12 protein-coding genes are annotated in these 11967 nt (G+C 44.7%); 6 read left to right on the top strand and 6 right to left on the bottom strand.

Annotation, left to right across the window (positions count from 1 at the left end):
* Positions 1–788 precede the first annotated feature (788 nt).
* Together Q369_RS0124155 and Q369_RS0124160 are read left to right on the top strand one after the other, a co-directional pair.
* Positions 789–1589, top strand: a complete 801-nt coding sequence (locus Q369_RS0124155; protein ID WP_031530294.1) for an SDR family oxidoreductase — start codon at positions 789–791, stop codon at positions 1587–1589.
* A gap of 60 nt (positions 1590–1649) precedes the next feature.
* The gene (locus Q369_RS0124160; protein ID WP_031530295.1) at positions 1650–2567 is read left to right on the top strand and encodes a helix-turn-helix domain-containing protein; all 918 of its coding nucleotides are present in this window, start codon (positions 1650–1652) and stop codon (positions 2565–2567) included.
* A gap of 97 nt (positions 2568–2664) precedes the next feature.
* Here the strand turns inward: Q369_RS0124160 and Q369_RS0124165 are convergent, their stop codons facing one another.
* The 4 genes from Q369_RS0124165 to Q369_RS0124180 form a co-directional block, all read right to left on the bottom strand.
* A complete protein-coding gene (locus Q369_RS0124165; protein WP_035333789.1) occupies positions 2665–3081 on the bottom strand; it encodes an ester cyclase in 417 nt (138 codons plus the stop codon).
* 74 nt (positions 3082–3155) lie between these two features.
* Positions 3156–4028 (bottom strand): helix-turn-helix domain-containing protein, encoded by an 873-nt coding sequence (locus Q369_RS0124170; RefSeq protein ID WP_169739289.1) that lies wholly within the window; start codon positions 4026–4028, stop codon positions 3156–3158.
* A 613-nt stretch (positions 4029–4641) separates the two neighbouring features.
* Complete coding sequence (locus tag Q369_RS29175; protein ID WP_157488299.1) at positions 4642–4812, bottom strand: hypothetical protein; 171 nt, start codon at positions 4810–4812, stop codon at positions 4642–4644.
* A gap of 91 nt (positions 4813–4903) precedes the next feature.
* Positions 4904–5266 carry a MerR family transcriptional regulator gene (locus Q369_RS0124180; RefSeq protein ID WP_031530298.1) on the bottom strand — a complete coding sequence of 121 codons (363 nt, stop codon included), beginning with the start codon at positions 5264–5266 and terminating at the stop codon, positions 4904–4906.
* 110 nt (positions 5267–5376) lie between these two features.
* Here Q369_RS0124180 and Q369_RS0124185 point away from each other — a divergent pair, with 110 nt between their 5' ends.
* The 3 genes from Q369_RS0124185 to Q369_RS0124195 all read left to right on the top strand — a co-directional run bounded on the left by Q369_RS0124185 (position 5377) and on the right by Q369_RS0124195 (position 8230).
* Complete coding sequence (locus Q369_RS0124185) at positions 5377–6285, top strand: oxidoreductase (RefSeq protein ID WP_051664281.1); 909 nt, start codon at positions 5377–5379, stop codon at positions 6283–6285.
* 31 nt (positions 6286–6316) lie between these two features.
* The gene (locus Q369_RS0124190; protein WP_031530300.1) at positions 6317–6952 is read left to right on the top strand and encodes an NAD(P)-dependent oxidoreductase; all 636 of its coding nucleotides are present in this window, start codon (positions 6317–6319) and stop codon (positions 6950–6952) included.
* 363 nt (positions 6953–7315) lie between these two features.
* Positions 7316–8230 carry a hypothetical protein gene (locus Q369_RS0124195; RefSeq protein WP_157488300.1) on the top strand — a complete coding sequence of 305 codons (915 nt, stop codon included), beginning with the start codon at positions 7316–7318 and terminating at the stop codon, positions 8228–8230.
* Between the two features lie 260 nt (positions 8231–8490).
* Here Q369_RS0124195 and Q369_RS0124205 read toward each other — a convergent pair whose 3' ends face one another.
* Together Q369_RS0124205 and Q369_RS0124210 are read right to left on the bottom strand one after the other, a co-directional pair.
* Complete coding sequence (locus tag Q369_RS0124205) at positions 8491–9387, bottom strand: helix-turn-helix domain-containing protein (protein ID WP_031530302.1); 897 nt, start codon at positions 9385–9387, stop codon at positions 8491–8493.
* Between the two features lie 9 nt (positions 9388–9396).
* Entirely contained in the window at positions 9397–10437 is a 1041-nt protein-coding gene (locus Q369_RS0124210) for an NAD(P)-dependent alcohol dehydrogenase (protein WP_031530303.1), read from the bottom strand.
* Between the two features lie 733 nt (positions 10438–11170).
* Between Q369_RS0124210 and Q369_RS0124215 the strand changes: the two genes are divergently transcribed.
* Positions 11171–11956 (top strand): CehA/McbA family metallohydrolase domain-containing protein, encoded by a 786-nt coding sequence (locus Q369_RS0124215; RefSeq protein ID WP_157488301.1) that lies wholly within the window; start codon positions 11171–11173, stop codon positions 11954–11956.
* Positions 11957–11967: the final 11 nt, after the last annotated feature.

The following is an 11967-nucleotide window of genomic DNA, read 5'->3' on the forward strand; positions in this document are numbered from 1 at the left end:
GCAATTTACTTTGAAGCTAACCGATGACATCGAGAAATTCGATTACATAAATGGCGGGGACTGTAAATTCTGTGCTATTGGTCGAGAGTCGAAAATGCTAAGAGACAGCGTCCTACTTTCCAAAATTCAGGCTGCTCTTAATGAAAACGATAAAGTGATGGCAACTTTCGGATTAGGCCATGCACTAGCAATTGAACCAGCACTAAGGAAATTGCTATCCAATAACAAGTAACTTGTATGATTGTCTTGCAAGCGTCCATTTCCGAGAGAATAGGTAAAACATACTGTCACTATGCGTTGAGTTAGTTGGAGATTGCCTTATGTTGTCATCTCTTACTTTTAGCGCATTTCCCTAGCCCTAAGTTACTTAGTCTTAAAAATAAACGATGCTGCTCAAATGCAGTATTCCTTCCACGGAAAACAACATTTGCTCAATTACTATGTCCTAAATGACTGGTACATCGTCAAGCTGACGTCGCCCCAGCCAGCCGAGTCATATTCAATGAAACCTGGTGATCTGCCATACAGAATCCGGAGCTTTTGTCTGGACGCAAAGATTGACTTTCAACAATGATTTTGGTAAGTAAGTGTAATTCTTCCTGTTTGTCCTCTGGCAGGTGGGATAGGGAGGTTTTCAAGGTGTGTGGAAGTACTGAATTTTTGATAAGATACAAAATTCCAAAAAAGCATAGCACAAGACCATTTCGGCTACAACAATCTCCACATCCGCTACAAGCGCCAGCCGCGCGACGCGGAAATTTGTCTCCTGAAAATAACAAGCAAGACAAATGACAAAGACGATTTTTATTACCGGTGCCTCAACTGGTATCGGAAGGGCTACGGCCAAATTGTTTGCGGCCAAAGGCTGGAAGGTGATCGCGACCATGCGCAAGCCTGAAAATGAAGCAGAACTCAATGCGCTGGATAATGTAACCGTGCTGCCCCTCGACGTGACCAACCCGGCGCAGATCCGCGAAACTACGCAGCAGGCGCTGGCTTTGGGCGATATTGATGTGGTATTTAACAATGCGGGTTATGGATTGTTCGGCGCCTTGGAAGCGATGACCGACGAGCAGCTGGTACAGCAAATGGAAACTAATTTCTTCGGCGTGGTGCGGGTGACGCAGGCCTTTATTCCCTACTTCCGCGAGCGGAAAGCGGGGCTTTTTATCACCACCGGTTCATCGGCAGGGCTGATGGCTTTCCCGGTGAGCTCGATGTACGATGCCAGCAAATTTGCGCTGGAAGGCTGGGCGGAAAGCTTGTCTTACGAGCTGAATGAGTTTGGAATTGGGATTAAAACCATCGAACCGGGACTGGTGGCGACGGAAATCGGTGCGAAGTCGGTGTTCGCCACGCACCCGGCTTATGAAGCATTGATAAACAAATTCACTGCGATGCTGGCACCTAGCCGGGCTGCGACAACTTCCGAACAAATCGCCGAAGTGGTGTACGGCGCGGCTACCGATGGTACCGACACATTGAGATACGTCTGTGGCGAGGATGCCAAAGAACTGTATGCGCAGCGCCTGGCTCAGGGCGACGAAGCTTTTCGCGACGGGATCAAACAACTGTTAGCCGCTGTGTAAAATCAAATGGTCTGCCGGCGAGGGACGGAACGATTTGCGCCGGCAGCCCATTATGTGAATATGAAAAGGGAACATCTCAAACCGCGCGTGTACCGCTCCATTGCCGAAATGCAGCGTGCATTCGGCCTGCCGCAACCTTTGCACCCGCTGATCAGCTTGCTCGACTTCAATAAAGTACGGATCACGGCCGAAATGCTGGCCGATACTTTTGTCATGGATTTTTATAACATTACCTACAACGAGTCGGCAGGCTGCCGGATGCGATATGGGCAAACGACATACGATTTCCAGGTAGGCGGATTGTTTTTTTCCTCGCCGGGCCAGCCGCTGACGGGCATTCAGGTGGCCGAAGAAACCCTGGGCTTTACCTTGTTGATTCATCCGGATTTTCTTCGGAACTATCCATTGGACGCCAAGATCAAGCATTATGGCTTTTTCTCCTACTCGGTGACCGAGTCGCTGCATTTGTCGGACAAGGAAAAGTTGATCATCGAGGGCATTGCCAGCAACATCGGCGACGAGCTCGAAACGGCGATCGACGAGTTGAGCCAGGATGTGCTGATTTCGCAGTTGGAGCTGATGCTGAATTACAGTCAGCGGTTTTACAAACGCCAGTTTATTACCCGCAATTCGATTAACAATGCATTGCTGGAAAAGCTGGATCAATTGCTGAATAATTATTTCGACGATAAAACCGCCTTGCTGACAGGGCTGCCGAGCGTCCAGTACCTTTCGGACGAACTACACGTTTCGCCCCGCTACCTGGGCGACATGCTTCGCGCACTGACCGGCCAGAATACGCAGCAGCACATTCATAATAAGCTCATCGAAAAAGCAAAGGAAGTGCTGACATTCAGTGATCTAACAGTCGGGGAAATCGCATACCAGCTCGGTTTTGAGCATCCGCAGTCTTTCAGTAAGTTGTTCAAATCGAAGACGAACTTTTCGCCCCTGGAATTCAGGGCGAGCTTTAACTGAGATACTAAGAGTTGTTGCATACAAAAGTCCCGCACCTTGCTAAACCAGCATGGTGCGGGACTTCTGTTTCAGCTGATGCGCTGTTTTTGCAAGCGCTTTAATTTTGTAATTGCGATAATACCTCCGGTAGCGAAGTAATTCCCCAATGTTCAAAATATTTGCCATTCTTTACCCGAACGATATCAATCACATCGATATTGACCGCCCGTCCGGTTGCCGGAATGCCCAGGAAAGTGCCGGTATGCGTTCCGCCGATAGTTTTGCGCGTGGTAACTAAATCCCCTTCGACAACCTGCTGGTGGATTGTCACATGAACGTCGGGCATCGCGGGACGTAGAATTTCATTAAAAAAGTAAATCATGCCATCTGCACCATTGCTCATGCCTGCGGGCGCAGAATGGTTGACGAATTGCTCGTCCATGAGCTCTTTGAAACTTTCGAGATTACCCTCGCCGATTACTTCTTGGTTAAAACGGAGTACTACTGCTTTGTTGTTTTCGGTCATTGTTTCCATAATTGCTATGTTTATTTGATGACCCAAAAGTACTGGCACGGTCGACGGTGCAGTTAGGGATAGACGGTCAAGAACTACGGCGCAACGTTCAAATGCTTTTGCTGGTAATCGCTTGGCGTGCTTCCAAAATGGTTTCGGAATGCCTCCGAAAAACTGGAATGGTTCTGATAACCCACCTTCATGTAAATGCCCGAGGGGCTTTCCTCGAATGATTTAAGTAAATCAGCGGCTAATTCAAGTCTGCGGGCGAGCAGCCATTTCTGCGGAGAGGTTTGATAAATCTCGCTGAACTTCCGCTTGAATGTGGAAGTACTCATGTGACAGAGGAAGGCAAGGTCGTCGACAGTGGTGGGCTGACCGATCTGGCTTTCGACAACTTTCTTTATTTGCAATTGCTGTTTGTCGCGGGTCAGGATTTCAATTGCGTGAAACCGTTCCGGATCGGACTGAAAAAGGTACAACAACAGTTCTTCAATTCTTAGCAACCGGATTTCCGCCGGTAAGGTCCCGCCATTGCCAAATAAGGTTTTCAACGAGTTAGTAAAGTGCCTAATGAAACTGTCTTGCTTGAAAATCAAAAATGGCTGCTTGTCGGCCTTCGATGTATTTCGTTTGAGCAGATGCTCATACTTGATCAAAAACCGGTTAAAAACCTCATTGCTGAAATAAAAAAGGATGCTTGTAAACTGATCCGTGTCAGCAAGCAGCTCGGAGGTAAGCACGTTACCGGTTGACAGGACGACCAACTCACCTGCATGCACGACCGCCGTCGCATCCGGGTAAATAATGGTTTTCTTTCCACTCACCAGCAGGTTAATCATATTCTGATTTAACACAATTCTGTTTTTTACCGAATCCCGATCAGAACTGTAATATCGAATGACGACATCGTCCGGCTGTATCGCAGAACCATCCAGAAGATCATCAGGCAAATAGTAAGTGTTCATTTTCAAGTTTATGTTTCTTTTCATCCGTTACTACAATCCAGGCCGGTTGCATGATCGCTGAATTTCTCACAGCCGCGGACGTGCTTGTCCACACCTGCCTCGATCAACCGCGGAGCCACCTGCGGACTTAACTGCAAATGGTCCAATCGCAGTCTGCATTTCGGCCATACGCATTTCGAAGATAGTCGCAGAAAGTGTAAATAGTTTCATCGGGGTGCAGATGCCTGATCGAATCGGTCCAGCCATGACGTGCCAGTTCTTTGTAAGCTTTGTGCTGCTGACATTCCACCTATTTGACTACATTGAAGACAATATTAAATTCTATTAGAAGTATGAAGCGACAACTCCTAGCTCTCTTTCTTTTATCCTTATCGTTCTCCACATATTCGCAAATGCAACCCATCCAAAATCTTCCTACTATAAGCCCGGAGGATGCTGGTTTCAACAAGGATTCCATTGATTAGAAAAAAAGCCATAGAAAAACATGAGCTAACATTGCATTGGCACTATAACTAGGAACGGATATAGGCTCAACATTTCACTAGGATTTAGCTGTTTTCATAATTTCGGCTGATGGAGTTTCTTTTTCGGAGATAACGCCCTTTTCGTGTCTTCAATTGATAAGTGAGGCAAACGATATGATTTCGGATACGCGAGGTTTCAACGTAAGTTCAGAATCTGCACCTTCAAATTCCCTTCCGCGGGTACTTGTTTGCTCAGCCACAGCTTTTTCGCTGGTAGCCGGACCTACTTCGAATATTTCTGCTGCACCAGTAGAAATCATTAGGTTAAATGTTGCAGGTACCTGATCCCCTTCCGTATTTATTGGATAGAAGAAACCAGTAAAACGACTTTCATCAAAAATCCCAGAGGGTTTAACAATCACCGTTCTTAATATCTTCAACCGTTTTGACAAGGCTGTCTTTCACTTGTTCTAATTGACGGATTTTCAAATTGACTTCGCTGATTTTTGCATTAAATAGGTTTACCTTATCAGCGATCGTCAGTTTATTGTCTTTCCAGCTCTCAAGAAGAAATTTTATTTCAGCTAAGGTAAAGCCTACCTCTTTTGCTTCTCTAATTAAAGCTATTTTGTCAACCAGATCTTCTTCATAGCATCTGTAATTGTTGGTTTTAACGGTGTTGTCAACCAGGCCTTTGTAAAACCCCAGGCTTTCATAATAGCGTAATGTGGGTATAGGTACCCCTGTCCGTTTAGATAATTCATTGATGAGCATAGCTGCGTTATAAAAATATATTTTGACTATTAAGTATACTTCATACTTGTTAGTTACAAAACTACAGTATTGCTTTACAACCAGAAAGGAAAATGGTAAATAAATCGAACATGACTTACTGGAGTTATAATGATATTCCGGACCAAAACGGACGCGTGGCTCTTGTTACCGGCGGTCCTTCCGGCATCGGTTTTCACATCGCACTAATGCTGGCAAAAAAAGGAGCGGAGGTAATATTAACCTATCGTGACTTTGATAAAGCTCAGGAAGCAATGGATAAGATTGTTGCTGAATATCCCGAAGCGAAAGTAGCTGCCGTGAAACTTGATCTGGCTGATCTAACATCAGTAGCTGAATGTGCCGCTGAGTTAAAAGAAAAGTACAATAAGCTCGACGTGCTTATTAACAATGCAGGCGTAATGGTTCCTCCGTTCACTAAAACCCAACAAGGTTTTGAATTACAGATGGGCACAAATCATTTAGGGCATTTCGCACTCACAGGGCTATTGCTGCCTATCCTTATTCATACCCCAGGATCAAGAATCGTGTCCGTTTCAAGCCTTGCTGCAATTATTGGCAAAGTCAGCCTGGACGATTTAAACTATAGGCACCGACGGTATAATAAATGGGAAGCTTATGGACAAAGTAAGCTGGCCAACCTGTTATTTATTCAGGAGTTATCCAAAAGATTAACAGAACATAAAGTCCAAAGTATTGCAGTTGCGTCACATCCGGGAGGCTCACCTACCAACCTGCAAAGAACCAGTAGTTACTTTATGAAGAAAATTCTGACGCCATTAATTTCGCAGTCTCCTTCACAGGCCGCACTGCCAACTTTAAGAGCTGCTTGTGACCCCGCTGTTTTGAGTGGTTCTTACTGGGGCCCTTCCTCTTTTTTCGGTTTGAGAGGTTATCCTAAACAAGCCACTATTCCTTCCAGGGCACTTGATATAAATGTGAGCAGCCAGCTATGGGAGCTTAGTGAGAAGCTAACCGGTGTACTGTATAGATTTGACTGAATGTAATGGATATTTAAGGATAAAGGAAAGTATGAAAAACATTGCAGTAATAGGTGCAACAGGTTCGGCAGGGAAAGAGGTAGTTCGTTTAGCACTTAGTTTAAATTACAACGTAACTGTTGTAGTTAGAAACCCTGCCCGCATTCACCCGGAAATGAACCTCACCATTGTCAAAGGGGATGTAATGGATATAGAAAGCCTTAAAGAAGCATTTATGAATATTGATGTCGTCATCAGTTGCTTTGGGCCTTCTAATGGAAGGAAACCAGGAAATATTATGTCAGTGGGCACTTCCAACATTGTTCGGGCGTGTGAAAAGGGTGGGGTTGCCCATTTCATTTTTATGAGTGGAATTTTGCAAACAGACGGCAGCGAACTTACTTGGTTAAACAGGTTGGGCATCCAGATTATCAGATCATTTTTTAGGGAAGTCTATATGGACAAGATTACTGGTGAAGCATCCATTCAAACAAGTTCTTTGGATTGGACCATTGTTCGTGCGGTTGGACTAACCAAATCTAGGCCAACAGGGAAATATAAAGCAGGTGTTTCTATTCGAGTTTCACCTTTTAAGCCAATGTCATTTGAAGATATGGCTTTATGTTTACTTGACGCCGTCGAAAATGCAGCGTGGACGCGGAAAATAATTAACGTAGGAAAAGCTTAGAAGAGCTCCAAGGTGTCCAATGTAAACAATATCATACGGCTAATCCCATGTTCACAGGTAATCTGAACAACTGTTTATCCGTTCTGCTGTTGTTTAAGGATGCGAAAATCTGGGTTGCGCTGAATCGGTTCTTCTTCATTTTTCTTTCCTATATGAAATATAATCGGAAGCCTCTATTTATTCGATGATCACTTTTATGGGAGCTGACAGCCCCAAACAGGAATCATAGGTAGAAAGGTCTCCCAAACATCTTTCAAACAAAGACGAGTTCACCGCTATTTGATGCGCCTTAGTGGGCATCGTTGCTTCGCGATAGACCGCAATGCAGTTAGCAATAGCTCAATTCGAAAGTTATTGGATTAAATGATATCTGCAAAGCTTCCCCCTTTTTTAAGTCCTTCATCAGTTGGAGATGTAGAGCAACGCCAATCTTTCAGATTAGCATCTTTGCTGATCATTGTTTTTTTGATGACGATCTCATGCAAGGAGCGGCAGGCCGATCCTGAGAAAGTTTCAAATTTGCTTTTGGAAGAAGGTGGAGCTTGTCGCATTACCTCATATAAATGGGATATAGGCAATGGTGGTGCACCATGGGATGTTGTGCATTACTACAATGGCTCGAAGCTAGAATATTACACTACTTCATATAATGACATTGGGAGCGGTAATCTGATCAGTAAAAAGACAAGTATAAGATATAATGAGAACGGCAATCCCGCGAGCGTTGATAATTTAGTGAGATTTCAGTATAACGAAAGCGGGCTTTTAGAAAGCGTAACCAGATATATTAATCATCGACCCGCTGGTGCGGGATATAGCACGGATACGGTGCCGGAGTATAAGGCTTACTTGACATGGAAGAATGGGCAGATTGTAAATCTTGTTGAGTCGTTCTTCTTGCGTGTAAGAATATCACAAAATATCTACCAATTCGAAGAGCAGCCGCCTTGGGCATATACTACGTTTTTTTATGACGACAATGGCAACATTACCAGGAAGGAGATCCTTGATGTTAATAAAGACTTGATGGCATCAGCTTCTTTCGAGTATGATAAGACCCCTAATCCTTTGAGAAATCGATTTATACTTAGTGGAGATTATCGGTTTCAAAATCAGTTGTTTTCCAAAAACAATTGCACAAAGATAAACCCTACTTATCCAAACGTAGCCGAGGGGCCAGGGTTAAACAAATCATACCAATATGGCAGCAATAATTATCCCCTGAATGGCTTTTTAGGAGACGGACAACTGATAGATATCAAGTACGAATGCAACTGATTCCGATTAAGGAAAGCCAAATGGAAATAGGGCAAAATCCATTTGCCCAGGATTATTCGCGGGAAAAGCACTAAAAGGGAGAGATGTTGTTGCCGAACTGAGCCGAATCCGTTTGATGGAAGGCTGTTTTCCAAAATGGTCATGCTTGTCCATTAATCTCTAACACCCATTATGATCATCCTCTGAACCTAAGTTCGTAAGTCACGCTCCCACAACGTTGGCAATCGTTGACATATAATATTTTCACAGTGCGAGGAAGCCTAATTGAAACTGGCCCGGTATTCCATGGGAGACATATTGGTCTTGTTCTTGAACAACTTGTGAAAGGATTGAGGGTACTCAAATCCCATTTGGTAAGCGATCTCACTCACCTGTAAGTTGGTTGTGGACAACAGCTGCTTGGCTCTTTCGATCACTTTCGCCTGAATATGCTGCTGGGCCGTCTGGCCCGAGGTGATCCGCAGCATGTCGCTCAGATAGTCAGCAGACAAGTTTAGCTCTTTGGCGATTTGTTGTACGGTCGGCAATCCTTTTTGCTGATCCCAGAACTGGTCAAGTACGGTTTCGAGACGGGTCAGTATCTCATCATTGGCCACTTTGCGGGTGATGAACTGACGGGCATAAAACCTGCTGCTGTATTGCAGCAAAAGCTCAATCTGGGCGATCATCACGTCCTGGCTGAAACTGTCGATGCCGCTTTGGTATTCGCTTTCTATGTTAGAGAATATGCCTTCTATCTTCGTCTGTTCCTGCTCAGACAAATGCAGGGCTTCATGGAGTTCGTAAGAGAAAAAATGGAAGTTGCGAATCCTGGCGGCCAATGACGTATTGGCGATGAAATCGGGATGAAACATCAGGGTCATGCCACCGGGCGGTTTCGTGCTCGGGCTCAGTTTCATCAGCAATTGGAGAGGAGAAATAAATGCCATCATTCCTTCATCAAAGTCATAATGCCGGTGCCCGTATTTCAACTTGCCATCATAATCCTTCTTGATGGAAATGCAGTAGAAATTCAGGGTGAAGTGCTGCAATTCAGATAAATTACTGAAAACAGCATCTTCATGCCGGAACACGCTGACCAGCGGATGCTTGGGCTTAGGCAGTCCGAGCAGGCGGTGCTGCTCGGATATGGAATTGATGAGGTATGGCTTGTTCACCTTTTGAAATTACAGGGTTTTCATGTCAATGACAAAACGGTATCGGACGTCGCCTTTCTGCATCCGGTCGAAGGCGGTATGGATATCTTTGATGTCAATCAGCTCAATGTCAGATACAATGCCGTGTTCCGCGCAAAAATCCAGCATCTGCTGTGTTTCCGGTAAGCCGCCAGCGCCGGATCCGGCAATCACCTTGTTGCCCGTCGCCAGTGAGAAGGAGCTCACTTCCCAGGGCTTGGCCGGCATTCCGACATTAACATAAATCCCATTGGTTTTCAGGATTGAAAGGTAAGGATTAACATCACTGTTTCCGGACACGGTATCCAGCACAAAATCGAAGGTTTTAAAAGCGGCCTTCATCTGTTCCTCGTCTTTGGAAATAATGAAGTGGGACGCGCCGAGCTGTTTAGCAGCTTCCTGCTTGCCTGGAGAAGTGCTCAGCACCGTTACCTCCGCCCCCAATGCATTGCCAAATTTGACAGCCATATGCCCTAATCCTCCTAGACCGACAACAGCCAGTTTATGGCCTTTGCCCACATTCCATCTTTTAAGCGGCGAGTAGGTCGTGATCCCGGCGCAAAGCAGCGGCGCCACGCCTGCCAGGTCGAGCTTTTCGGAGATATGATGCACAAAGTCCTCGTTGACAACGATGGTGTTCGAATACCCGCCGTAAACAGGCAAACCATCATGGCCCAGGTTATTGTAAGTTTGAACAGGGGCGACGGAGCAAAATTGCTCCTGGCCGTTCTTGCAATCCTGACACTCGCGGCATGAATCAACGATCACGCCTACACCGCCAAGATCTCCGACGCCGAACTTTTTGGTATCAGCGCCAATGGCGCTGATACGTCCTACAATCTCATGGCCTGGGACCATTGGAAAAATGCCGGGAAACCATTCGTCGCGGGTGAGGTGAATGTCGGTATGACAAACCCCGCAGTACATAATTTCGATCTGTACATCGTGCGGGCCGATGTCGCGTCGTTCAAATTGCCAGGGCGCTAACGGGCTTTCCGCCGTTTGCGCCGCATATCCTTTTGCTGCTATCATAAGTTGAGAATTAATGATACAAACTTAGGCAGCATCCGCCAGCAGCAATTATCCAGATCCGGGGAAAAGGTATCCGATTTTGCATATTTTGAGATAAATCAATGGAAGAAATCTATACTAATTAACAAGGTTAAGGTGAGGTGTGAAAACCAGATTTTAGAATTTTTATATTTCTTCCGGTACCCCACCTTTCTCAAAATCCAACCGTAATTATCGAAGACTTATCATCAGTTTTCAATCAGGAAAATTGCATGACTTGCCCAAGCATGACTTGTAAGTTATCAATGGGTTAACATTCTTCTGATGCCATAAATACGACTTTACGGAATCCATGAAAGTACTTCGGTATATCCTTATATTCTTATTCACGCTGGTGATTTTACTATTGGTAAACCAATATCTCTTTTGCCCAAGATTTCAATTTTATCAGTCAGCGCCCTTTAAAGGTGACTCGATTTACAACCCATATAAATCAGCAAAGCCCGACCATTGGGTAAAGTGTAATTTTCACGCGCATGCCCGGAGCTGGAAGGGTATGACCAATGGACACGGGACAGCAAATGATGTTCACAGCGCTTACAAAGCATTGAAATATGGTGTTCATTGTATTTCCAATTATCATAGTATCGATACAACCGGCTCTTTTGAAAAGAGCTATATACCTGCTTATGAGCACGGCTATAATATCAATAAAACGCACCAGCTGGTTCTGGGAAGCAAAAAAGTTCAATGGTTGGATTATCTTTTTCCACAAACTATTCACAATAAACAGGATGTGCTTAATCATTTGAGAGAAGTCAACTCGATTACTATATTAAATCACCCGGAATTAAGAAAAGGCTATCTTGATAGCGACTTTCAATCACTATCAGGTTATGATTGCATGGAAGTTTTAAATCCCTCCGTGATTTCAACAAACCAATGGGATGCCGATCTTTCCGCCGGAAAAAAAACTTTTATTGTTGGTAATGATGATTTGCACAATGTTATAACAAAGGACCGGCTTGGTAAGATGTGTACATTTGTAAACGTTCAGGAAAACCGAAAAGATCTGGTGCTAAAAGCGCTTAAATCCGGAAATAGTTATGGCGTTGTAATCGGTGACAGTCAGAATGTGGATTCTATACCCTATCTCAAAAGCCTGCAAATTCGGAATGGTATTGTCACAATCGATTTAAGTCGTCCTGCCAGGGAAATTGTTATAACCGGCCAGAATGGGAAGGCGATTCAATCATTTACCAACATAGAAAAAGCCGTATTCGCAATTGATAAAAAGGATCATTACGCCCGGGCCACCTGTACATATGACAATGGTACCCAGTTATTTTTGAATCCCGTATTTTACACGGATGATCACGATTCCACGCTTGCAGCGGTTCCTGAAAATATCTTGGAAACCATGCTATTTCGCGCATTAGGTGTGGTAATCCTTTTTACATGGCTGTTTCTGGTAGGGAAATTGGTGCAATGGAAAAAAGCGGATCGCCATTCCCGTCAGTGGGCCTTTTTTAAATTATAATCGCAGTCGAT

The organism is Dyadobacter crusticola DSM 16708 (assembly GCF_000701505.1).
GTDB lineage: Bacteria > Bacteroidota > Bacteroidia > Cytophagales > Spirosomataceae > Dyadobacter > Dyadobacter crusticola.

Excerpts from the sequence above, each read along its gene's own strand:
- Q369_RS0124155 (WP_031530294.1), top strand. The coding sequence starts at position 789 with ATGACAAAGACGATTTTTATTACCGGTGCCTCAACTGGTATCGGAAGG.
- Q369_RS0124160 (WP_031530295.1), top strand. The coding sequence starts at position 1,650 with ATGAAAAGGGAACATCTCAAACCGCGCGTGTACCGCTCCATTGCCGAA.
- Q369_RS0124165 (WP_035333789.1), bottom strand. The coding sequence starts at position 3,081 with ATGGAAACAATGACCGAAAACAACAAAGCAGTAGTACTCCGTTTTAAC.
- Q369_RS0124170 (WP_169739289.1), bottom strand. The coding sequence starts at position 4,028 with ATGAACACTTACTATTTGCCTGATGATCTTCTGGATGGTTCTGCGATA.
- Q369_RS29175 (WP_157488299.1), bottom strand. The coding sequence starts at position 4,812 with ATGATTTCTACTGGTGCAGCAGAAATATTCGAAGTAGGTCCGGCTACC.
- Q369_RS0124180 (WP_031530298.1), bottom strand. The coding sequence starts at position 5,266 with ATGCTCATCAATGAATTATCTAAACGGACAGGGGTACCTATACCCACA.
- Q369_RS0124185 (WP_051664281.1), top strand. The coding sequence starts at position 5,377 with ATGACTTACTGGAGTTATAATGATATTCCGGACCAAAACGGACGCGTG.
- Q369_RS0124190 (WP_031530300.1), top strand. The coding sequence starts at position 6,317 with ATGAAAAACATTGCAGTAATAGGTGCAACAGGTTCGGCAGGGAAAGAG.
- Q369_RS0124195 (WP_157488300.1), top strand. The coding sequence starts at position 7,316 with ATGATATCTGCAAAGCTTCCCCCTTTTTTAAGTCCTTCATCAGTTGGA.
- Q369_RS0124210 (WP_031530303.1), bottom strand. The coding sequence starts at position 10,437 with ATGATAGCAGCAAAAGGATATGCGGCGCAAACGGCGGAAAGCCCGTTA.